Raw genomic sequence first — 22,342 nt, forward strand, 5'->3', positions numbered from 1 at the left:
GGCGACCTATTGACTTACGGTGGTTGCGCGTTGGGGTGCGACGCTTTGATGGTCGTCCTGGTCTGCCCACTGGTCACGGTAGTGACGCAGCGCAACAAAAACTTCGCGCTCGTTCGCCTCGGCGGGCAAGTGCGGGCACAAACGGGCGAGCTGCTGGCGCAGTCCGGGGCTGGAGCAGCGCAGGAAGGGATTGATCCGCCGCTCCTGCTCCATGGTGGTAAAGTACAGCTGGCCGGGAGGAGTGGCTTGCAACTGACTGGCCAGCTCCTCTACTGCCGGATTCGAGGGCTCGACATGGGCGGCAAACCGCAGGTTGCGTGCGAGATAGTCGTGCCCTGGATAGAGCACAGTAGCACCCTCCAGCGGTCCGAATTTCCGCGCCAGCGTGTCGAACAGCACGGGGGCATGGCCGCCGTAGTTGCAGTTGCCGGCGCCGCCTGCGAACAGGGTATCACCGGAGATCAGGAAGGGAGTGTCTCCATCGCGGCCACCGAGGCTGATATGGGCCATGGTGTGGCCCGGTGTCGCCAGTACCGCAAGTGAGACGCTGTGGCCTATGTCGATCCGATCGCCGTCTTCAAGCGCGCGATCAATGGGCTGGAGCGTGCCCGCCGCAGCGCGGGGAGCCATGATCTGTATTGTTCCCCCGGCCTTCATCTCGCTGTTGCGGCCGGCGTGGTCCCAGTGTTCGTGAGTATTGATCACGGTGGTCAGCCGCAGGTCGTTGGCCGCTACCGCCGCGTGGACTGCCGACACGTCATAGGGGTCGACAATGGCGGCTTCGCGGGTCAGTGAACAGAAAACCAGGTAGTGAAAGTGATCAAAAGGGGTGCCAGGGCGCAGGGCCAATACCGCCATCACCAGTCTCCCGAGGCGAGTGCCGCGTGCAGGTTGTCGAAAAAGAGTGCGTAGTTTGCCTCCGATACGGCTCGCGCCTGGGCCTCGTCGACATCGACGGGCACAAAGGTTGAGCATGCGAGCAGTACACAGGCATCGCCGCCTGCAGGGATGACCTTGACGGAACCGCGATAGCCCGCAAATGGCACGATATCGCCGGTATCGATGATCTCAAAGGTCATCTCCATCGCCTCGGGATCGAAGAGCACCAGCTTTTCCTTCACGTAGCCCGCGCCCAGGTGGCCGTCCGTATACATGGTGCGCACCATGCCCTGACCCTCCCCTTCAAACTCGATCGCCGATACGAAGCCCTGTTCGGAGCGGCGCTGTCCTTCATGCGTGGCCAGCAGGCGCCACAACCGTGATGCCGGCGCGGCAAAGCGTGAGGCTTTTTCGATCGTAATCACGAGGCCTTGCCTCTGCCCCCCAGGGCCTCGCGGACAGTGCTGTCGCGCAGGTCCCACTGCAGCCGCATTTTATGGACTTTCAATACCATGCTGGTTTCGATTTCGCCGATATCCGACTGACCGTAGCAGTGCGTGGCCAGAAAGGCGCGAAAGTCTTCGTGGGAGCGATGATAGGTCGCCACCCCTACATCAAACCGGCCCAGGGTCATGATGAGGTAGAAGACCTCGGGGATTGCGTTCAGCCTGGCGATCAACGGGTCGATTTCCGCGCCCTTGCCCACCTTGATGAAGGTCATCGCGTTGAAGGCGTAGCCGAACGCCTCGGGCAGTGCCTCCGCCTGTATGCTGATGATGTTGTCATCGATGAGCTGGCGCACTCGCTTGCGCACAGTACCTTCCGAGGTGCCGATGGCTGCGGCGATAGTGGAGTAGGGCATGCGCCCGTCCTGTTGTAGCAGGCGAATGATCTGGGCGTTCAGCTCATGCGAAGTATCCACCGTCAGCGGCGTGTCCGCTACCACTGTGGTGCCTCTACCCTCCTTTCCTTGGCCTCGTGCAGCTTTCTTGCTGATAGCCATAGCAGGCTCTCTCCGATGATGTTTGCAGTGCACAAGCTACCAATATGCGCCGGTATCCGCAAGTTTATAACTTTGAAATACGAAATCCGTACTAATAATTTAGTATTGATAATGAATTCGTATTGACATCCCCATATTGGGAACATATTCTGCATGGCAGCTGTAAGTCGATCACGCAACACGCAAGGAGAGTGCAATGAGTGAGTTGGCACCCCGCCGATCACTGACCCCGCCCCCTGAAGGCGAGGGCGGACTGTTCAGTCAGACCTGGTTTCCCGTGTGCCGATCTGACGAGGTGCTGGCAGGTGTGGTAAATGGGTTTGATTTTCTCGGCGGCCGGGTAATTGTCGTGCGCAATGCCAGTGGTGAAGCGAGCGTACTCAGTGCCTACTGCCCCCATCTGGGTGCTGACTTGTGTACCGGCGAGATGGTGGGGGACGAGGTGCGCTGTCCCTTCCACTACTGGCGTTACGATAGCGGCGGTCGCTGTGTGGCGACGGGCTCGGGTGACCCGGTGCCCGCCAATGCCCGGCTGTTCGCTTTTCCCACAGTGGAGCGCTTCGGCTGCGTGTTCGCATTCAATGGCGAGGAGCCGTTGTTTGATCTGCCCGGTTTTCCCGATGCTCCCAGGAACCTGATCTGGAAGACGGGGGAGTACGAGGTGGAAATGCCGGTGGACCCCTGGGTGATCTGCTGCAATACACCGGACATGCAGCATATCCAGGTCGTTCACGGTATCACCTTCGACAATGGCCTGCCCCACGACGATGTGGAGTGGACCGATCACTCCATGGTCTACCGGTTTTCGGGCACCAGTCGCGACGGAGTGGCGGTACGGTTTCATGTCGGTATTTATGGTACCAATCTGTACTGGCAGGACGGCTACTTTGACGGTCGCTGGTTCGGATTTTTCGCCCCCATGGGGCTGCCGCGTCCCGGCAGTAACCGGCTCTATTTTGCGGTTGGAGTGGAGGACGATGGCAGCGATCCCGCAGCCGCCAGCAGCTTCCTGGATGCCATGTATGCACTGGAGGCGGCTGTGGCCACGGAGGATCTGCCCATCGTCGAGCGCGCCCGTTTCAAGCCGGGCACACTGACGCGCAGCGACAAGACGCTGGGTCGTTTCTTTCAGTATCTACGCAACTATCCGCGCGCGCATCCCGCCGCCGGGTTTATCAACTGAACCAGGACACGACTGCTATGAATACAGGCATAACTGATGACGACCTGAAGGCAATAAAGGCTCTTTGTCCCCGACTCTATGCCGCGGTGGGCTGGGGTGCCGGCACCCTGCCTGACTGGCAGGCGTTTCGCGCCTGCTGCCACCCTCAGGCTGTGTTGGCGCCTCTGAGTTCAGGTTCGGCCTCGACCATAGGGGTGGAGAGCTTCGTGGCGGCGATGGAAGAGCAGCGCGCCTCTGGCACGTTGACTGACTTCAGTGAGACTGAGTTGGCCAATTCTGTCGAGGCTTTTGGCAATGTGGCAAGCGTGCGCAGCAGCTTTGTGACCGTACTCAATGGCGAGCAACGGCGCGGTGTGACCTTTGCGCAGATCGTCCGTCACGACAATAACTGGCTGATCCTGTCGGCGATCTGGGACAACGAATCGGAGACGCTGCAGTTGCCGGCCGACTTCACCTGAGGCGGCGACGCGCGGCGAGCGAGAGTCAACAGCATTAATAATCGGGGAACCGGGATAATGAAAGATACCAGGCAATTGTTGCTACAACCGCGTCTGTTGGCGCTGACACTGAGTATACTGTTGGGGAGTACCGGCACAGTCGCCCTGGCCCAGAACCAGAGCGCGCGGCAGAATGTTGGGGCCATAGAGGAGGTTGTGGTCAGTGCGCGCAAACGGGTGGAGAATCTGCAGGATATCCCCGATTCGGTAACGGCATTTTCCGCCGACGTGATCAGCGACCGCAGGCTGGAGCGGATCGATGATTTCTTCGCCCATACGCCCAATGTCCGGATCAACAACGACCAGGATACCGCCACCAATATCATCTCCATTCGCGGCGTCGGCTCCAACCGCAACCAGGCTTCGGCGGTCGCATTTTCCATTGATGGGGTAGTGCTGCCGGATTCGGATGCCTTTACCATGGACTTGAGTGATGTCGAGCGGCTGGAGGTTCTGCGGGGACCCCAGGGCGCGCTGTACGGCAAGGGCGCGATTGCGGGCGCGATCAATATCACTACTCGGCGGCCGACCAATGAACAGGAGTCCGAACTCAAGGCGAGCACCTCCAGCGGTGACAACTGGCGCGTGTTCGGGGCGCTCAGCGGGCCTTTGATTGAGGACCGACTGCTGGCCAGAGCTACGGTTTCGCATCGCGATGGCAATGGCACCATCAAGAATGCACTGGACGGTCGCGGCCTGGACCGCAACCGGCAAACCCGGGTCACCGGCAGGATGCTGTTCGAGTCGAGCCAGGACCTGAGCTTCGATCTGCGCGCCGCCTACACCCGGGAACGGGGCGGTTCCACCTGGTTCAGCCTGTACGATGTACTGGGCGATACCGGCGGCGAGATCACCTCTGACATTGCCAGTACCCGACCGAGCCAGGACGGCCCCTCAGTTACCCAGCGCAAGATCAGCGACCTGTCCCTGGCGATCGACTACGAAAATCCATGGGGGACCCTGACTTCAATTACAGCCTATAACCGCATCGATGTGTTCTTCAATCAGGACCTCGATACCTCGCCCTTTCCGATGGTGCCGCAGGCCTATCAGACGCGCCTTACCCGCAGTGTGAGCCAGGAGTTGCGTTTGACATCGCCCGGTGAGGAGCGTTTGCGCTACATTGTAGGTGGCTACTACCAGCGCTCGGAACGGGACATCGATACCGCGGCGGATCTGGATCTGTGCCTGTTCACGGGCAGCTGTTTCAGCGCTCCCAATGGGGGCTTCGTATCCTCCGGTGTATTGCCGCTGGTGCTGGCGGACAACCGCGTGACCTTCGATCAGCAGGCGCTGTTCGGTCAGCTCAGCTATGACCTGATCGAAACGGTCGAGCTTACCGCCGCGCTGCGCTATGACAGTAACGATGCCCGTATCGACGATTATGCGGCCAATCTGGTGGCCAAGGAGACCTTCTCCAAACTGCAGCCAAAATTCTCGCTGGCCTACGTACCGGCCGACAGCCTGACCCTGTATGGTACCTATTCAGAGGGCTTCAAGAGCGGCAACTTCAACCCGGCCTCGGCGGGCTCCGCCTTTCCCCGCGTGGTGGAAGGCGAGAAGTCGCGCAACTATGAGTTGGGTGCCAAGACGACCTGGTTCGACCGGCGGCTGGTGGTCAATCTGGCGACCTTCTACACCGAACACCTGAATCCGCAGATCTTCCAGCTCGACGCGGCTACCTTTACCCAGGGCTCGCTCAATGCGGAGAAGGCGGAGATCAAGGGGGTTGAGGTAGAACTCACCGCCCGCCCCGCTGCCGGTCTGGATGTGAACGCCGGCGTAGGTTATATCGATACTGAAATCGTGGACTTCGACGGCAGCACCGACGCGTACGTGGGGCAGCAGCTGCCCAACGCACCCCGCTTCACGGTCAACGTGGGCGCGCAATATCAGCGGCCGCTGATCGCCGATGTGGCGGGCAGGGTACGGCTGGACTACCATGCGGTCGGGCGCCAGTCCTTTCAGGATTTCCAGAATCCCGCCGATCCCGATACCTACCTGTTCCAGAAATCCTACAGCACCCTGGACGGCCAACTGGGACTGGTCGGGAACAACTGGAGCGCGACCCTGTTTGTGAAGAACCTGCTGGATCGTGACTATGCCACCTCGGCATTCTCCCGCTTCATTTTTGCCGCCGGCTATGCCCAGCTGGGAAAAGATGCCGTGCAGATCGACCCGGGCCGGATCGTCGGTGTCGAACTGAGCCTCCAGCTGTGAGCACCCGGCGGAGTTTCCATCTGCGACCGGAGGCCGAAAAGGCCTTCGGCTATGCCCAGGCCGTGCGGCAGGGAGACCAGCTGCACATTGCAGGCTCGCTGAGTGTGGACGAAGCGTTCCAGCCCTTGTATCCGGGACAGATGGCGGCGCAGTTGCGGGAGGTCTACGCCACTCTCGGCCGCACCCTGGAGGCGTTTGACGCGGGGTTCGCCAACGTGGTGTCAGAGCGCATTTATGTGACCGACATGGATGCCTTCCTGGCCGCCAACAGTGTTCGCCTGGAGATCTACCCGGCGAGCGGCCTGCCCGCCACCACGGCGGTGGAGGTGCGCCGCCTCGCCTTTGTCGAGTGTATGGTGGAGGTTGAACTCGTCGCACTGCTGTGAGGCTGGGGAGGCAGCAGACGCCACCACCGCTGCCGGACAGGCCGTTGACAAGCAGGCAGAGGAGCCGCCGGATGGCTGGTACAAGCGATAAAACACAGGCCGACGTCCACCCAGGTACCGGTACCGTGACGATGGCCGATTCCGGCGCAACACTCTGGCAACAAACCTCACTGGAAAAGTCCGCCCGGCAATCGCTGGCGGGGGGCGTCGACTGTGATGTCGTGGTGGTGGGAGCGGGTTTCACTGGTTGCAGTTGTGCGCTGACGCTGGCCCGCACGGGCGCCGATGTCGTCGTGCTGGAGGCGGGGGAGCCGGGGGCGGGCGCCTCGGGCCGCAATGCCGCCGGTTACGCAGGCATGTGGACGGGAACCGTGCCCGCTGCCGTCGTGGACGCTTTTGGCGTGGAGCAGGGTACCCGGATGAACGCCGCTATTGCCGGTGGCGCGGACTACCTGTGCGAACTGGTGCGGGAATTCGACCTGCAGGTCGATTTGGATCCATCCGGCATCCTGATGGCCGCGCACAAGCCCGCGGCGCGCGCCGGCCTCGAGGAGATGGCGCGGCAGTGGACTGCGCTGGGCAATCCGATGACGCCCATTGATCGCGGTGAACTGGTTCGTCTTGCCGGCACCGGCCGGCATGCAGGGGGATTCTGCTGCGCCGTGCGGGAACACTCAATCCGATGGCATTGGCGCGAGGGCTGGCCCGGGCCGCGCGGCAGTGTGGCGCCCCCGTTTTCACGGGTGTCCGGGCGCATAGCCTGCATCGGGCTGGTGGCGGCTGGCGGTTGGTCACGTCGGCGGGCGAGGTGCGGGCCCGGACCGTGGTGTTGGCCACCCATACCGATAGCGGCCAACTCTGGCCCGGCCTGGCCGGTAGCTACTATCGGCTGCCGCTGGCGATGGTAGCCACCGCTCCGCTGGCTGCGGCGCAGGCGGCGGCACTGCTTCCCGGTGGCATGCCGCTGGCCGATTCCAGCCCGTACAACCTGTTTTGGATCATGCTCGACAGGGAGCGCCGGTTGGTGGCCTCCCTGCCCCCGTCGCTGCTGCGCCCCGATAGCCCGTCCCGGGTTGCGGCTCCGTTGCAGGCGCGGCTGCAACGCCTGTTCCCGGGCCTCGGCACGCTGCCCTGGGACAAGGTCTGGACTGGCTGGGTTGATATGGTGCCCGACCGTCTGCCACGTATTTTTCAGCCCGTGCCGAATCTCTATGTGCCATTGGGTTACTCGGGCCAGGGCATAGTCAACGCTACCGTGCTGGGACGGGAGCTGGGAGGCGCGATTGCAAAGGATGACTTTGCCGACTGTGCGTTTGCCATCACGGACATCCGCCCGGCGCCGTTGGCTGGCCTGCTGCCCCGGCTGACGCAGGCCGTCATCTTTCCACTGATCAGAACCGGCAACCGCTTGTTCCTGTGATCACGGTAATCCCCGGGAGTCGAACATGACTGACAAAACCAAGGCGGTAGTAGGTGCAGTGCAACTTGAGCGCGTTATTGACGCCCCCGCGGACCGGGTCTGGACCCTGCTGCGCTGGGAGAATGTAGCTGCCTTGGCGGCAGGGGGATTCTTCGCCAGCGCGGAATATGAAGGACTACCGAACCGGCCCGGTGCAATCCGGCGACTGGTCTTTGAGGGCGCACCGCCGCTGGTGGAACGGCTTGAGACATTCGACGAAAGTAACATGCACTATACCTACCGCATCTTGGAACCGGGACCAATGCCGGTCGTGACTTATGTGGGGGCGGTGGGAGTAGTCAGTCTGGGCGAGAGTCGTTGCAGGGTGGTGCTGGAGGCCCGCTTTGAACCCGTGCGGGGCGTGGGCGTCGATGACTTTCGTGCACTGTATCGCCAGAACAATACTCTGTTGCTGAATTTCCTGGCGGGTAGAGTGGATGCCTGAGCGATATCGAGACTGCCCACGCGGCGGCCGTCGCGTTGCCTGTAGCGAGTGCCAGCGGTGCGGCTGGTACTGGTGGGCGCGCGCCCAGTAGCAGCGTTATCTTCGTTCTGTTTGTAAATATCTCGAAAATCGCCCATATTCAGCAAGCAGAGGATCTTCGGCGCTCGCGAGCTGCCTTCGCTACCGCTCACTGCTGCGCTGGTGTTCTTCGGGGCCATCGGCGCCAGGCTCTTCCACGACTGAATGCCCCGACGCCGGTGCAAGCGGAAGATCCTGTGTTGCAGGAGGAATGACTATGTCTGTATTGAGTCGCGGTGGCCTAATTGCCTTGATCCTGGCGTTGACCAGCCTGAACCTCACTGGCTGCAGTACCAACCCGGTGACCGGGGAGAGTGAATTTTCGCTGGTATCTCCAGCCCAGGAGATCAGTATCGGCGAACAGCAGTACCTGCCGTCCAGGCAGAGTCAGGGTGGCGATTATCAGGTGGATAGGGAGCTCTCTGAGTATGTGAACAGGGTAGGACAGCGACTGGCGGCGGTGAGCGATAGCGATTTGCCCTATGAGTTCAGTGTTCTCAATAACGGCGTGCCCAACGCCTGGGCGCTGCCCGGCGGCAAGATCGCGATCAACCGCGGGTTGTTGGTGGAGCTGGGTAGCGAGGCCGAGCTGGCTGCGGTGCTGGGTCATGAGATCGTGCACGCGGCGGCCCGCCATGGCGCCCAGTCAGTGACCCGCGGTACTTTGCTCCAGGGTGCGCTGGTGGTGGGGATGATCGCTTCTGCCGACAGCGAATATTCCAATCTGATTGTGGGCGGGGCCCAGCTCGGCGCACAGTTGATCAGTCAGAGCTATGGCCGCGACGCGGAGCGGGAGGCCGACTACTACGGCATCAGATACATGCTGGACGCGGGCTACGACCCCGCCGCGGCGGTGGCGCTGCAGGAAACCTTCGTCAGACTCTCCGAGGGGCGCAGTCAGGCGGGCTGGCTGGAAGGCCTGTTCGCCAGCCATCCCCCTCACAGGAGCGTGTGGAGAACAACCGCCGACTGGTTCAGGAGTTGCTGCCGCAAACCCAGGGACGCGACCTGGAAACCGGCCGCGAGCGCTACCAGGAAGCCATCTCCTTCCTGAAGAAAAGCCAGCCCGCCTACGTTCTTTTAGACGAGGCCCGGCAGGAAGTCGCCGACGACGATCTTGAAGAAGCGATGGACAAGCTGCGCCAGGCTGAGGAGTCGCTTCCCCGGGAGGCCCGCTTCGTGGGTCTGCAGGGGACATCCTGCTGCACCAGGGCCGCTATCGTGAGGCGGTACGAACCTACGACCGAGCCCTGGCGCTGGATTCCGGCTATTTCGACTACTACCTGGGCCGTGGCGTGGCCCACGCCCGGCTGGGGTCGCGCGAGCAGGCGCGAACAGACCTCGAACGAAGCAGCGAGCTGCTGCCCACCGCGGTGGCGATGAATGAACTGGGCAAGATTGCGCTGCACGCGGGTGACACCGCCGCGGCCAGGCAGTATTTTCAGGCGGCTGCCAGCGGGCAGGGGGAAGTGAGCCAGCAGGCCCGGCAGGCTTTTGTGCGGCTGGATATCGGGGAAAACCCCGGCACCTATATCCAGTCCCGGCCCTTTCTGGAAAGCGGCGGGCGCCTTTTTGCCCAGCTCAGAAACGCCACTCAGTTGGACCTGCAGAACGTGGTAGTGGACTTCGGCGCTGTCACCGTCGATGGAACCGCTCGACAAACCCGCGTACTGAGAATCCTGCCTGCCGGCGCGAGCGTCAACGTCGACTCCGGCATTGTCCTGCAGGACGCCCGGCAACAGGTGCAGGTCCGCATCCGCGAGGCGCAGGTGCGCTAATGGGCCATGCGTGAAGTTCGGTAACTAAAGCGCACAGCCAGCGCTCAGAGAAAGGTGGGAAAATGCAGTACTAGCGGCGCTAATTCAAGTTTTTCCAACGCAGCTCTGGCCGCTGTGGCGAAGCGATCAGCAACCGAACTTTGCGCATGGCCTACTGTTCCCAGCTTCGCCAGCGGCGATCGGTGCTGCGCAGGCAGCTGGTGATGAGGTCGGCGACTAGTGTGCTATTCCCGCGAAAAGAGGTCATTTACCGGTTCAGGCCGGTGTATGCCAAAACCCTGGCCCATATTGACTCCCAGGCTTTGCAGCAGGGGGACCTGCTCCATGTCCTCTACATATTCCGCAATAGAGAAGATATCCATGGCCCTGGCCACTTTGGTCACCGCTTCAACGATGGCCTCGCCGGCTATGTGGGTGCCCATGTTCCGGATGAACTCGCCATCAATCTTCACATAGGCGACTGGTAGTCTCTCCAGATAGCCGAATGACGACATTCCACTGCCGAAGTCGTCCAGTGCAAAGCTAAAGCCGGCGTCCGCAAGCTGCTGCATGGCTTCAGCGGTACGGACCAGATTGGTTATCGCGGACGTCTCGGTCACTTCGAAACATATGCTGCTCGGGGAGACCCCAGGGTATTCACTGGCAATGCGACTGATAGCGGCGACGAAATCCTGGCTACCGAGAGTCGCCCCTGAGAGGTTAACGAACAGCAACGGCGACGTGACTGTCGGGGAGAGCGACCCAATCAACTCGAATGCCATTCCGACGATATGGTAATCCAGTTGCTCGACGATTCCGAAGCGCTCGGCTGCCGGAATGAATGCGCCGGGCGGGATGGGCTGGCCTGCGTCATCAATCAAGCGCGCCAGGAGCTCGACACACAGCCGGTCCTTGCTGCCGTCAAGCGCCACAATTTTCTGGCCCCATAGCACTACGTTATTGTCGGCAATGGCCTCTTTGATACGCGAGGCCCAGTCCATGTCAGCCTGCTGCTGCCGGATATCCTCGTCCTCCGGCTTGCTGATCTGAATCCGATTGCGGCCCTTCTCTTTCGCCAGGAAGCAGGCCGAATCCGCCAGACTCAGCGCCCGGGAAATTGGCGTGTCATCAGGACTACCAAAAACAGCCAGCCCTGCACTGAGCGTGATGCCGTAGCGACGATCGTTCCAGACGAAAATCAGCTCCTGAACTGCGTGACGCAGCTGGTTTGCGATTTCCTGCGCCACAGACTCCGTACAGTCCTTCAGCAGCAGAACAAACTCATCTCCTCCCACGCGGACCAGCAGGTCATCCTGACGCGTTCGTTTCTTCAAAATACTGGCGACCTGACACAATAGCTCGTCCCCCGCATGATGGCCGCAGCGGTCGTTGACGATCTTGAAATGGTCGAGATCCAGATATACCAGGACGTGAGTGCCGACCCGTTCAAATTCTGCACCAATGCCATCCAGCATCCTGCGGTTGGCCAGCCCGGTGAGAGGATCGTGTGCTGCCTGGTAGGCGACTTCCTGGGAAAGCCGATAGGTTTCGGTGACATCGTGGCCCTGCACAAAAATACCCGTGATTCGGTCAGTATCATCGCGAATGGGCTGGTACATAAGGTCGACAAACACCGTCTCCAGTTCGTCTCCCGGGGAACGCTGGAGATCGATCGGGATAGCCCTGCCCATGAAGGGACAGCCGGTGTCGTAGACCTTGTTCAGCTTGTCGAGAAACCCCTGGGGCACTACCTCCGGCAGTACTGTCGCAACCTCATAGCCAAGGATTTCGCGGTGGCCGACCAGCTGGTAATAGGCGTCGTTGGCCATATCGTATACATGCCGTGGTCCGGTCAATATGCAGACGAAGCCCGGAGCCTGCTGAAACAATTGCTCCAACCGGCGCCGCTGCGCTGACAGTATCTGTTGAACCTCCTGAATCCCCAGAGGACGCTCAGCGGCTTCCGTCTCCGAGTCCATCGCCATTCCCAATGAGTCTGGATTCAGGGCATTTCGGAAGCAGGTAAGTTCGGTGATATTGGTGGGCTGGGTCAACAGGTACCGGACCTCTCCGTTCACATCCAACAACGGTGTATTTACCACAGACCAGTAGCGTTGGCTTTCGCCCTGCTGCTTGGTAACTAGCTCAACGGTGTGGGTCCTGCGGTGTGTCCAGGCGTACTCACAAGACGCTTGAATGGGGGCTCGCTGCTCCTCGCTCGCCCCTGGAAACAGCTCGAAGAAAGCGTGCCCGAGCACCTCCTCACGGCTTCTGCCGCTTGCTTCCTCATAGGCCCGGTTACAGGCGACAATGACAAGTGCTCGATCAAGTATCGCCGCTGGCGCCGAACCGTGGAAAAACGTGGAATGCCAATCGAGGTCTGGAAGATTTACGCTCATGATTATAGTCGCCCCTTAGGTGCTCACGCACAGGTCAGCACGGGAAGCTTACCTGGAGCTGAGTGTAGCTTGGCGCAACTGCCCGGGAAAGGGTGGCAGTGCAATATTGCGCGGTCAGATCTTGATGTGTCGTACACCATAATCTTCCGGGTTTACGATACCCTCGAGCTTGCCGATCTGGGAGAAATCGACAGTGGTCAGGGTACTGTGGATGTTCTCGTTCATGAATTTCAGGTTTTTCACGACATGAACCTTGGTCGGGTTGCCTCGACCATCGACATCCATGATCCAGGCCAGGAATCCTCCTGAAAACCGGGCAAGTGCACCGATCGGGTAAAGACCATAGTGCTGGATGAACTCCACCAGTACGGTCCTGTCATAGGCTGTCGATTCCTCGTGTATACAACGGTAGACATCCAGGGGCGCGCGTGGAGCGACTCCATTGCGCGCATGAGAGAGCTTGTTGACTGCCTTGACAACTGATATCAGGCGTATGACGTCGGACAGATCAGCATCACGTTTCCCTGCGGGATACCCGGACCCGTCGAGCCGCTCGTTGGCATTTTCCAGCACATCCCGGCAGGTGGGACTGGGCTGGAAACCGAGAGCCTTGAGTTTCTCTCCCAGCACCGTGCTGTGCTGCTTGAGCATGCGCTTTTGCTCGGGACTCATGTGAGCCCGTAGGGAAGGCAGTTCCCGACTGACCAGCAGTGGCTTTCCGAGCGTGTGCAGGAGTATTCCCAGGGTGATCTCGCGCACCTGACCGTCATGCGGGTTGCGCATGAGCAAAAAATCGGCAGACTGCGCCGCCACCTGCACCGCGTGACGCACCCACTCGGGTTCTTCACGCAGGAAGGAAAGCGCGTAGAGCAGCGCCTTGCGGTCCTGGTACACCAGGTACAGCAGGGAATCCGCGCAATCGTACAGCAGTTCCTTCGGCAACATCGCGCGAGTCTTGATATACATGAGCGCCACCTGCAACTGGTGCGCGACCTCCAGGACACCCCGTTCCATTTTCGATTGCCGGTTCCTTATTTGTCCATCCAGCTCTTCCCGCTGCTGTAATTTTTTCTCCCGGGCACCTGCAACGAACAGGGGAGAATGCTCGGTCATCTTGTCATTGATACCCGCACGAAAGGCGGCCTCGCGTTCTACTTCCGCGGTGAAGTGAAACAGATCAGAGGTCTGGGTGGAAGTGATGTTGATGAATTCCACACCAATCGCGGCATAGCCGTGATTGCCGAAGGGGCGCAGGTGACGGACCCGTCCCTCGGCGTGGAAGCTCTCGCCATTGGGGAACTCGATGGTGACCCCCGGCAGTTCCTGGTCAACCCCCAGCGCAACGCTGTCCTCTATTGCAATATCAATCAGGCAACCACCAACGGACAGATTCCGCAAGCGCCCCTCAATACTCAGTTCGTGAAGATAGACCTCTACGCTTACCCGGGAGTGCATACCCAGTATGAAGGGGATTCGTACCGCTCCCCGGCTTTCCTCAACAAACACGGACTGCGGTAGTTCGCACTCCAGCCGATAGGTGACATGGCCCGTTTTCGAAAAGTTTACCGGTATGTTGCTGAGGCTGTAGACATCGCGCTCGGTTGCATCATGTCCTTTCAGTGCCTCGATGTCCAGATTCAGGCAGCCATCTTTGAAGTAACTTTCGATGTCCTGACCGGCGTACTCCGCACTGAGGACCAGATGGCCGGTTTCCGCAGTCAGCTCGACGGCTTGGGCAGAAAGTGAGTATGGCATCTCCTTGGCATACACTGAAATCTCATGGCGATTCTGCAGCAGGCTGCTGATCACTTTGGCGGCGGGGGCAGTGTGCTGGTGAGGGGAAGCCATGAGTTAGCCTGCAAAGATGCATTTCGTTTGCTTATTATAGGCGATTGTTCCTGGTACTGACAGCGATACCATGGCGAGTATGTGGTTTACTGTGTCTGAGTCCAGCTCCATCGAACAGCGCCGCCGTGAGCAGGCGGCCTTGCTGGGGGGCAGCAGCTGCGCTCAGGCGGCGTTTACCGCTGTCCGGTGGCGGCGAAACAGGCGTACCAGGATACTCGCGTTGATCAGCATGATGCAGCCGTAGAGGGTCGGCACAATGGCCAGCTTCCAGTCGTTGAGTATCGACAGGCTGAGAAAGGTGGCCATGGTCGCATTCTGGACCCCGATCTCGATGGCGAGCGTCAGAGCCTCGTCACCGCGCAGGTGGGCGCGCCTGGCGAGCAGCAGGCCCGAGCCCATGGCCAGCAGGTTCAGGAGCAGGATGACGGGACCCGCGACCAGGATGTTCTCGACCAACAGATCGAAGCTGATCAGCACGGAAAAGCCTATGACCAGGGCCAGTATCAGTACCGAGACCGGACGTAGATACACGGTGAGGCGGTCCGCGAGGGGCGCGCTGCCCCGGCGTAGCAACATGCCGCAGCTGACCGGTATGACCGTCAGCTGCAACAGGCTGCGCATGGTTCTGCCGACATCGAGTATGGGTGCCTGGCCATCGTTGTAGAACCAGGCCAGACCCAGCCCAATCAGCAAGGGTGTGCTGACAATGGTGATTATGCTGGCGCAGGCTGTCAGGGTGACCGACAGCGCGACATCGCCGCGGGCCGCGAACACCACTGCATTGGAGGTCACGCCGCCAGGGCAGGCCGCCAGGATAATCAGGCCCACAGCCATTGCCGGCGGCAGCGCGAACAGCAGCGCCAGGCTCCAGGCGATCAATGGCAGTACCAGCAATTGCCCGGTCAAACCCACGGCGGTGGCCCGGGGGCGGCGCAGCAGCCGGGCAAAGTCGGCCAGCGTGAGAGACAGGCCCAGGCTGAACATGATCGCCATCAGTCCCAGCGGGACGATGCGCGTATTGACAAGAGTAATCAATTCTTCAGACATGATGATGCAGTGCGTCTCCCACATAGCCGGGCATGATCAACAGGATACGGCAGCGCGGGTCAACCACCCCAGACATCCCGTTGCAGGCGCAGGAAGTTCAGCCCCATCACCTTTTCCACCAGTCGAGGCGACAACCCGCGCTGCTCCAGCAGCCCGGCAAGCTGCCGGAACTGGCCTGGCCCCTGCAGATCGGGCAGGAAGGGTACCACGCCGGCTTTTTCGCCGCGCGCGGCGATACCGGCTTCCTGCCGCGCCCGAATTTCCCGGTCGATCATTTCGTGATAGGCGGCCATGTCATCGATCGCGGTGGTGCCGCCATCGGTGCCTATCCCAACGTGGTCCTCGCCACAGATTTTGATGGCGTGCTCGATATGGCGTGCCACGTCATTGATATCGGGGAAACTGTCCTCTTTCAGGAAGGGCATGAAGTAGATACCTGCAACGCCCCCCTTGTCCGCCAGCAGGCGCAGTTCGCGGTCAGTCTTGTTGCGGGGCAGGTCGGCCAGGGCGCGGCAGCCGGTATGGCTGATGCAGATCGGGCTGTTGGAGGCTTCGATGGCGTCGAGGCAGGTCTGCTCACCGCTGTGGCTGAGGTCCACCAGCGTCGCGCTGGCATTGAGCTGCTGCACGATCTGGTGGCCAAAATCCGTCAGGCCGTGGTTGGCCGGGACCATGGAGCCGGCACCCACCCGATTCTCCACGTTGTAGGTGAGCTGCACGACTCTTACCCCAGCCCGGCAAAGATTTCCACCCGCCCGGCGTCCTCCTCCAGCATCGTGGTGTTCTGGAAACCGAAAATCACGCCGGTGCGGCCCGACTTGTGGGCTTCCAGTACATCCTCGCTGCGACGAACCTTGAGCAGGTACTGCGGGTAGCTGGCAATGATTCGGTTCCAGGCGGCGATCTCCCGAACCGTGTATTCGAACGGTTCTGCGGGGCCCGCCACGTGCCCCAGGGTAATATTGACGGCACTCGTTCCGGAGGCCTGCAGATCCTGCAGGGCGCGTTCGTCGAGATAGGCATGGCTGCTTTTCACGGCGCGGGTGCTACCGTTGTTCTGCTGTTCCTGCTGCAACCGCAGGTTGGGGTTGCCGATGCCCCCCAGATAATTGATGACGATGCCCTGCGCCGGATCAAAACCGGTGGTCTCGCCTGCCTGCCTCGCCAATCCCACGCCCGATGCAGAGAGAGCTGCGCTGGCGGCGGAAAAGCGCAGCAGAGTCCTGCGACTGAATTTGTCCATGATGATCACCTGTTGCTGGATGGGAATGGCCGATTAAGCGGTGTGTTCCCACAGCGCTCAGAATTCATAGCTGACTGATACTCCTACCGTGCGCGGCTGGGTCGTCAGGATGCGGTCCGGGATGCCTTCGAGGGCTTCCACGGTCCAGTTTACCGGCTCCCTGACATCGCCGATATTGGTCACATACAGCGCCGTTTGCCAGCGCTCGATGTCGGCCCCCACACGGGCACCTGCGAGAATGTAGTCGCCGTATTCGCGGGCATCACTGGAGCGCCTGGAAAAGGTTGTAAGGGCCTTGCCGGTGTAGGAGGCATCGAACGCGACGTGAGCCTGGTAGCCTGCCAGGGTAAATTGCTGCTGTACAATAATTCCGGCTGAAAACGGGAAGGTGTCGGGCAGCTTGTCGCCATCCCGGCCGGCGCTAATGTCGCCGGCCTGGTAACCCGGAGTGTCCTCCGCCAGGGTCTGCTCAGAGTAGCTGGCGTTCCAGCGGATGCTGAAGCCCGGCAGGGCCCGTGGCTGCAGCACAGATTCCAGCTCTATACCCAAAAGGTCCGCTTCGCCGGCATTGGCGACGTACTCAAAGGCCTGGGTTTGGTCCAGCAGGCCGACCTGAATATCCTCCCACTGCATCGCATAGATCGCGCCGTTGAAACGCAGTTGCCGGTCCAGCCACTCGGTTTTCCAGCCCAGCTCGATATTCTTGACGAAGTCGGGCTGGTAGCCACGCGGTACCGGCAGGCCGCCCTCGGTGTTCAGGTTGAGGGGGTTGGCGCCGCCTTCGCGAAAGCCCTCGGAGTAGACCAGATAGGCCAGAATATCCTCATTGAAGCGATAGGAGGCCTGCAGTTTGTAGATGATATCGTCGGATTCCGCGCTCAAGGGGTCCTGCAGGCCCACGGGCTCACCGAAGGGCGATTGTAGTTCATTGGCTCGTGAGCCGGTCTCGATCTCAAAAGCCCTGACGCCTGCCAGCAGCTCCAGCCGATCGCTGACGGTGTAGGTGATTTCGCCAAACAATGCCTTGTTGGTGAGATCGGAATCTGCCCGGGTATCAAAAAAACTGGTCGGCGAGTCAGGCACCAGCCCGGTGGCGGGATCGACAAAATAACCGATGGAACTGTTGCTCGCCTCGCGTTCCTGATAGAAGCCACCGACGATGAACTGGAGCGGACCCTGCAGCCGCGACGCATATCGCAGCTCCGCGCTCAACAGTTCGTTGTCCCGGTTCTGGTTGACGCTGCCCGGTGCGGGGACAAACTGGGATACATCGAATGAGAAAAACGTTTTCCGGTTGTAATGGGACACCGTGGCGGTGATATCGCCTCGGGCCAGTTCGTGATCCAGGGTCAGGTTGTACATCTCCAACTCATCGGAGAAGGGAGTCCTGACGAGGCCGTCACGGGCATCTTCGTCCTGCGTGACCAACGGCTGGTCATCGAGATCCAGCTTCTGATACCAGCCGGAGGCGGTGAGCGTAGTGCGTTCCCCCAGTACCAGAGTGGCCATCAGGCGGCCGCCGCTGGTTTCTTCGCTATTGCTGTTGCTGATTCCCAGCCCGGGCAGGTCCACGTAGCCGTCCGAATCGCGGTGGAAGCCCACTGCCCGCAACGCAAGGCGGTCGTCGATAACCGGCACGTTGAGCATCCCGTTCAATTGATAGATCTCCCCTGCGCCGCGCGAACGGGTACCTGCGTCGGCCTGCAGCGAGCCCTCGACCGCGCTCAGCTGTGGCTTGTTGGTGATGTACCGCAGGGTGCCGCCCTGGGAGCCGCTACCATAGAGTGTGCCCTGCGGGCCTCGCAATACTTCCACCCGTTCCAGATCGTACAGTTGCAGGTCGGTTTGCGCCACATTGGTGCCGCCGGCGCCGGTGGTCGGGATTTCATCAAAGTAGGTGCCCACCTGGGCGGCACCGGCGGACGAGGACAAGCCGCGAATAATGATCTGCTGATTGCCGGGGCCATTGTCCACCGCGCTGAGGCCAGCGATAAACTTCGACAGGTCCTGGAAGCCCATGGCATGGGTTTTTTGCAGGGCGTCGGCCCCTATCGCGGAGATATTGGTAGGCATGTCCTGGACGCTGCTGGCGCCGCGCTTGGACGCTGTGACCACCACTTCCTCCAGGGCATCCTGGGCGACGCTGCCGGTACTGGCGCCGGCAATTGCCAGCGCAATCATTGTTTGCTTGTAGGGCTTCATAGTAGGCTCTCTTTGCCAGCGGTTACTGTAATACCGGGAATCCTGCCGCTGCCGGATCAAACTCCTGGCGCGGATACTGGCGACCGTTCTTGACGGTCAAAACCAGCGAGTGAAAATTGGCGAAACTCTGCAACGGATCCCGTTGCAGCAGAATGATGTCGGCACGCTTGCCAATCTCCAGGGTCCCGGTTTCCTGTTCAATTCCCAGGGTACGGGCGCCGATCTGGGTGGCCGAGCGAATGATTTCCAGCGGTGTCATCCCGGCGTGCTCACGCAACAGCGCGAGTTCCTGCAGCAGCCCGGGCCAGGGATCGTCGGGGTCATTGAAAAAGTCGGTGCCTGTGGCTACCGGTACACCGCGCTGATGGGCAATCCGGGTCAGGTTGGCGGCAAAGTCGGGCGTACAACCCTTGTAGTCATCCGGTTGCCCCGCCGCATCCTCAAAGGCCTGTGCCTGCCTGAAGTACATAGCCAGGGTGGCATCGAGTATGGTGCCGCGAGACGCCATTTCGTCAAAGACCGCCACAATGCGAGGGTCGTCGGGATCGATCTGCTGATAGGCGGGGACGACTTTGTGCTGGTACTGTGCGGGCCGCTGGTCCGTGGCCTCGAACACCAGGCGACAGACATGCGATATCACGTCCACGCCGGCCGCGACCACCTCCCGTGGCAGGGCGGGAAATACCATCGAATGTGCCCAGACCTTGATGTTCTGGCGGTGTGCTTCCGTGGCAATGCGTGTGACTTCTGCTGCAGGCAGATTGGCGTAGATCTTGATGGCGGAGGCGGAAGTGCCCCGGGCAAGCGCGACCGCCTGGACGATATCTGTGTCGGTGTCAATGGCCTGCATCCAGGGTACAGCGCCGGCTTTGCCGCCCCGCGATGACGCCGCCGGACGGGGGTCGTCAAAGAAACTGGCACCGGCCATCAGTGCCGCGTAATGCACATCCGGTCCCTCCATCTGCTGCAAACGCGTATTGCGGGCCAGCCCGGCCAGGATCCGTACATCCCCGGCCATGTCGCGGACAGAGGTAATGCCACCATAGAGCTGGCGCCGCAGCAGCTCGTCGGCCCTGTCCTCCTCCGGCGTCGTCGCCAGGTGGACGTGGCTGTCGATCAGGCCGGGCAGGGCAAATAGTCCGCTGGCGTCAATGATTTCCGTGCCCTGGTCAGTGCCGATGTCGATTTCTGCCATCGGGGCAAGGGCCTGGATGCGGCCATCGACGACCAGCAGACCCATGTCCCGCTGAAGCGCTGCGCCGGTACCGTCGATGATATTCAGGTAGGTGTAGAGTTGTGAGTCGGGAACTTCCGGAGCACCGTGGCTGGCGGAGATGCTCAGCGTCAAGGCACAGAGGAGGCCACACCAGGACCGCAGCCCTCCAGCGACAGCTAACCGGGGGCCTTCAAAAGTCGACCTCCGTCCCGAACGACTCTTGCGTGGCCTGTAGATAGAGATGGTGTGCCACGACCAGATCCTGGGCCGCTACGCCGAGAGAGCGATAGATGGTGATCTCCTCGTCATTGCGGCGCCCCTCGATATCACCGTCGATGACCGCCCCGATTTCACCGGCAATGTAGGATTCGTCGATAACGCCGCTGCCGACGCCGGTGGCGAGTTCGCCCGCCTGATCCCAGGCGGACAGGCTGGAATCGGTCAGGTAGCGGCAGCCTGGCAGTGCACCGGTCTCAATTTCCTGCCGGTCCCTGGTACAGGCGCCCACCAGGTTGATGTGCAGGCCGGGTTGCAGCATGCTGGCCTTCAGTACCGGGCTGGCCGAGGAGGTGACCGTACAGGCCACATCCGCTCCCGCCATGGCCGCGGCGATGTCGGTAAATCCGCGCAGCCGGGCAGCATGGCGGGGATTCACCGTGGCGAAAAAGGCCTGCGACTGGTCTGGGTCACGAAAACAGACCCGGATCTCATCGAACGACCGCACGGTACACAAGGCGTCGATATGGGCGCGGGCCTGCTCGCCGGCACCAATGATCACCAGAATGCGCGCAGTGGCGCGGGCCAGCAGATCGGTCGCCAGGGCGCTGGCCGCGGCAGTCCTGCTGGCGGTGAGCTCGCCGGCATCCAGCAGGGCCAGGGGCTGGCCGTGGACGGCGTCGAACAATAACATGCAACCGCTGTGCGAAGAGTAATGACTGCCGCGATTGGCGGGCATCATGTTGACCACCTTGATACCGAAGCATTCGGGCTCGGCGAGATACCCGGGCATCATGCCCATCATCCCGCCTGCGGGCATGCTCATGCCCCAGCGCAACGGCTGCAGTGAATCTCCGGCACTGACTTGCCGCATCGCAGTTCTCATCAGCCCGATGGTGGTGCCCGGATCCAGCCGGGCTCTGAGCTGATGCTTGTTGAGGATGATCACTGACTGGCTCCACCAAAGCTGCAGGGGTGGAGTATTCGCAATCCCGTGGGGCAGGTCCAATACTGACTGTGTATTGAATTCATAGGCTGGAGGTATTGATGGGCAATAAAGGTGCCAGCGATTATCGGCGGGATCAGCGCTCCGGCAGCAACCGGGTGTCCAGGTGACAGGCCCACTGTGCCCGGCTCAACCGTTCTGGAGCGCGCTGTAGTCAGCACAGGTGGTACGGAAACTGGCTGCTACTGGCGAACGGTTGTCGGCACTGCTGATCATGTGTACATCCACCCAGGCCGTTTCCTCCAGCGGCACGAAGCTTAGTTCGCCGCTCCAGGACGAAGACGTACAGGACGGTACCAGCGCGACGCCCACGCCAGCGGCCACATAGGCAAGCAGTACATCTGTCTGTTCGGACATGGCGACGATATCGGGCTGGAACCCGGCCTGCTTGCACTGGGCGACGATCTTGTCATAGTTGGACGGAAACAGGTGGCGCTGCAGTGTGACGAAGGGTTCGTGCCTGAGATCCGCGATCCGCACCGCCTCGCTCGAAGCCAGCGGATGGCTGTAGTTGACTGCCAGGCACAGCCGTTCGTGTACGATCAGATCAAACTCCACATGGTGGCTGCGGAAGCGTTCGGACATCGGTTGTACGGTAAGATCGACGAAACCCACGTCGATACGTCCATCCAGCAATGCTTCATACTGCTCATCGGATCGCATGATCGCGAATTCCAGCTTGATGGCGGGCTGCAACTGGTGGAACTTCCGGATCAGCGGGATGATCTCCCGCAAGATGGTCGATCCCATGTAACCGATAACCAGGGTATCGCCCTCTCCTCGGGCCGCCTTGCGCACTTCTACCACGGCCTGTCCCACCTGGTGCAGAATAGCTTCCACCCGTTTGTAGAACAGTTCACCCTCCGTGGTCAGTTCGACCTTGCGCTTGCTCCGATCGAACAGTTGTACACCCAGTTCATCCTCAAGGTTGTGGATCTGCTGGGTCAGGGGCGGTTGCGAAATGTTGAGCTTGCGCGCGGCCCTGCCGAAATGCAGGGTTTCGGCTACGGCTGAAAAATAGCGCAGGTGTCGAAGTTCCATTGGCTACCGGTCATTGTCACTTGTCGCGGAACCCGCCTTGATTGCCTTCCCGGACCATGGCTGTTGCGACCAGTTCCGGGCTGCGGCCCTGATTGTAGGCGGGGCATGGCAAGCAACTGTAATCGATCCGGTGGCCTCTGTCTCTCGCCGGCTTGGCGAATCCCGCAACTGATCGTAGTATGCGACGCAACGGACAACCAGCTTGGAGCGGAGTGGC

General features: G+C 60.9%; 17 protein-coding genes and 3 pseudogenes. 9 read left to right on the top strand and 11 right to left on the bottom strand.

All coding sequences use genetic code 11. From position 1 onward, the window contains the following. Positions 1-6: 6 nt before the first annotated feature. The 3 genes from G3T16_RS14670 to G3T16_RS14680 are packed head-to-tail and all read right to left on the bottom strand — an operon-like array spanning position 7 to position 1,882. Positions 7-858, bottom strand: a complete 852-nt coding sequence (locus tag G3T16_RS14670) for a hydroxyacylglutathione hydrolase C-terminal domain-containing protein (RefSeq protein WP_163495891.1) — start codon at positions 856-858, stop codon at positions 7-9. Beyond that, on the bottom strand, positions 858-1,304 hold the full coding sequence (locus G3T16_RS14675) for an SRPBCC family protein (RefSeq protein WP_163495892.1): 447 nt from the start codon (positions 1,302-1,304) through the stop codon (positions 858-860). The genes G3T16_RS14670 and G3T16_RS14675 overlap by 1 nt, the downstream gene beginning before the upstream one ends. Then, a complete protein-coding gene (locus tag G3T16_RS14680) occupies positions 1,301-1,882 on the bottom strand; it encodes an Lrp/AsnC family transcriptional regulator (RefSeq protein WP_163495893.1) in 582 nt (193 codons plus the stop codon). Before G3T16_RS14680 ends, G3T16_RS14675 begins: the two co-directional genes overlap by 4 nt. A 196-nt stretch (positions 1,883-2,078) precedes the next feature. On the opposite strand from G3T16_RS14680, the gene G3T16_RS14685 reads away from it, so the two are divergent. From G3T16_RS14685 to G3T16_RS22025, 9 genes and pseudogenes are all read left to right on the top strand, one after another. Beyond that, entirely contained in the window at positions 2,079-3,065 is a 987-nt protein-coding gene (locus G3T16_RS14685) for an aromatic ring-hydroxylating oxygenase subunit alpha (RefSeq protein WP_163495894.1), read from the top strand. Between the two features lie 17 nt (positions 3,066-3,082). After that, positions 3,083-3,523 carry a hypothetical protein gene (locus tag G3T16_RS14690; RefSeq protein WP_163495895.1) on the top strand — a complete coding sequence of 147 codons (441 nt, stop codon included), beginning with the start codon at positions 3,083-3,085 and terminating at the stop codon, positions 3,521-3,523. A 57-nt stretch (positions 3,524-3,580) separates the two neighbouring features. Next, the gene (locus tag G3T16_RS14695) at positions 3,581-5,782 is read left to right on the top strand and encodes a TonB-dependent receptor (RefSeq protein ID WP_163495896.1); all 2,202 of its coding nucleotides are present in this window, start codon (positions 3,581-3,583) and stop codon (positions 5,780-5,782) included. Further along, positions 5,779-6,168, top strand: a complete 390-nt coding sequence (locus G3T16_RS14700) for a RidA family protein (RefSeq protein WP_163495897.1) — start codon at positions 5,779-5,781, stop codon at positions 6,166-6,168. Before G3T16_RS14695 ends, G3T16_RS14700 begins: the two co-directional genes overlap by 4 nt. Before the next feature lie 131 nt (positions 6,169-6,299). After that, positions 6,300-7,588 (top strand): annotated as a pseudogene (locus tag G3T16_RS22015) (NAD(P)/FAD-dependent oxidoreductase). Between the two features lie 25 nt (positions 7,589-7,613). Continuing rightward, positions 7,614-8,072 carry an SRPBCC family protein gene (locus tag G3T16_RS14715; RefSeq protein WP_163495900.1) on the top strand — a complete coding sequence of 153 codons (459 nt, stop codon included), beginning with the start codon at positions 7,614-7,616 and terminating at the stop codon, positions 8,070-8,072. Between the two features lie 295 nt (positions 8,073-8,367). Beyond that, the gene (locus tag G3T16_RS22020; RefSeq protein WP_232059099.1) at positions 8,368-9,204 is read left to right on the top strand and encodes a M48 family metalloprotease; all 837 of its coding nucleotides are present in this window, start codon (positions 8,368-8,370) and stop codon (positions 9,202-9,204) included. A gap of 148 nt (positions 9,205-9,352) precedes the next feature. After that, positions 9,353-9,439: pseudogene (locus tag G3T16_RS22850) on the top strand (hypothetical protein); the annotation flags it as partial. 6 nt (positions 9,440-9,445) lie between these two features. After that, positions 9,446-9,928 carry a hypothetical protein gene (locus tag G3T16_RS22025; RefSeq protein WP_332102828.1) on the top strand — a complete coding sequence of 161 codons (483 nt, stop codon included), beginning with the start codon at positions 9,446-9,448 and terminating at the stop codon, positions 9,926-9,928. 224 nt (positions 9,929-10,152) lie between these two features. Here G3T16_RS22025 and G3T16_RS14730 read toward each other — a convergent pair whose 3' ends face one another. The 8 genes and pseudogenes from G3T16_RS14730 to G3T16_RS14765 form a co-directional block, all read right to left on the bottom strand. After that, positions 10,153-12,306 carry a sensor domain-containing protein gene (locus G3T16_RS14730; RefSeq protein ID WP_163495902.1) on the bottom strand — a complete coding sequence of 718 codons (2,154 nt, stop codon included), beginning with the start codon at positions 12,304-12,306 and terminating at the stop codon, positions 10,153-10,155. Positions 12,307-12,420: 114 nt separating this feature from the next. Further along, entirely contained in the window at positions 12,421-14,154 is a 1,734-nt protein-coding gene (locus G3T16_RS14735; protein WP_163495903.1) for a PilZ domain-containing protein, read from the bottom strand. Positions 14,155-14,316: 162 nt separating this feature from the next. Next, a complete protein-coding gene (locus G3T16_RS14740) occupies positions 14,317-15,201 on the bottom strand; it encodes a bile acid:sodium symporter family protein (protein ID WP_163495904.1) in 885 nt (294 codons plus the stop codon). 59 nt (positions 15,202-15,260) lie between these two features. Continuing rightward, positions 15,261-16,444, bottom strand: a pseudogene (locus tag G3T16_RS23145) (dipeptidase). A gap of 57 nt (positions 16,445-16,501) precedes the next feature. Continuing rightward, positions 16,502-18,646 (bottom strand): TonB-dependent receptor, encoded by a 2,145-nt coding sequence (locus G3T16_RS14750; RefSeq protein WP_163495905.1) that lies wholly within the window; start codon positions 18,644-18,646, stop codon positions 16,502-16,504. A gap of 22 nt (positions 18,647-18,668) precedes the next feature. Then, positions 18,669-19,994 carry an amidohydrolase family protein gene (locus G3T16_RS14755; protein WP_163495906.1) on the bottom strand — a complete coding sequence of 442 codons (1,326 nt, stop codon included), beginning with the start codon at positions 19,992-19,994 and terminating at the stop codon, positions 18,669-18,671. 58 nt (positions 19,995-20,052) lie between these two features. Next, positions 20,053-21,027 carry an ornithine cyclodeaminase family protein gene (locus tag G3T16_RS14760; protein ID WP_163495907.1) on the bottom strand — a complete coding sequence of 325 codons (975 nt, stop codon included), beginning with the start codon at positions 21,025-21,027 and terminating at the stop codon, positions 20,053-20,055. 186 nt (positions 21,028-21,213) lie between these two features. Further along, on the bottom strand, positions 21,214-22,125 hold the full coding sequence (locus tag G3T16_RS14765) for a LysR substrate-binding domain-containing protein (protein ID WP_163495908.1): 912 nt from the start codon (positions 22,123-22,125) through the stop codon (positions 21,214-21,216). Positions 22,126-22,342 lie beyond the last annotated feature (217 nt).

This window comes from Kineobactrum salinum (genome assembly GCF_010669285.1).
Lineage (GTDB): Bacteria > Pseudomonadota > Gammaproteobacteria > Pseudomonadales > Halieaceae > Kineobactrum > Kineobactrum salinum.

What these genes read in the sequence shown, in the direction of transcription:
- G3T16_RS14765 (WP_163495908.1), bottom strand. Translation starts at nt 22,125, where the DNA reads ATGGAACTTCGACACCTGCGCTATTTTTCAGCCGTAGCCGAAACCCTG.
- G3T16_RS14685 (WP_163495894.1), top strand. Translation starts at nt 2,079, where the DNA reads ATGAGTGAGTTGGCACCCCGCCGATCACTGACCCCGCCCCCTGAAGGC.
- G3T16_RS14715 (WP_163495900.1), top strand. Translation starts at nt 7,614, where the DNA reads ATGACTGACAAAACCAAGGCGGTAGTAGGTGCAGTGCAACTTGAGCGC.
- G3T16_RS22020 (WP_232059099.1), top strand. Translation starts at nt 8,368, where the DNA reads ATGTCTGTATTGAGTCGCGGTGGCCTAATTGCCTTGATCCTGGCGTTG.
- G3T16_RS14680 (WP_163495893.1), bottom strand. Translation starts at nt 1,882, where the DNA reads ATGGCTATCAGCAAGAAAGCTGCACGAGGCCAAGGAAAGGAGGGTAGA.
- G3T16_RS14695 (WP_163495896.1), top strand. Translation starts at nt 3,581, where the DNA reads ATGAAAGATACCAGGCAATTGTTGCTACAACCGCGTCTGTTGGCGCTG.
- G3T16_RS14670 (WP_163495891.1), bottom strand. Translation starts at nt 858, where the DNA reads ATGGCGGTATTGGCCCTGCGCCCTGGCACCCCTTTTGATCACTTTCAC.
- G3T16_RS14690 (WP_163495895.1), top strand. Translation starts at nt 3,083, where the DNA reads ATGAATACAGGCATAACTGATGACGACCTGAAGGCAATAAAGGCTCTT.
- G3T16_RS14730 (WP_163495902.1), bottom strand. Translation starts at nt 12,306, where the DNA reads ATGAGCGTAAATCTTCCAGACCTCGATTGGCATTCCACGTTTTTCCAC.
- G3T16_RS14750 (WP_163495905.1), bottom strand. Translation starts at nt 18,646, where the DNA reads ATGAAGCCCTACAAGCAAACAATGATTGCGCTGGCAATTGCCGGCGCC.
- G3T16_RS14735 (WP_163495903.1), bottom strand. Translation starts at nt 14,154, where the DNA reads ATGGCTTCCCCTCACCAGCACACTGCCCCCGCCGCCAAAGTGATCAGC.
- G3T16_RS14740 (WP_163495904.1), bottom strand. Translation starts at nt 15,201, where the DNA reads ATGTCTGAAGAATTGATTACTCTTGTCAATACGCGCATCGTCCCGCTG.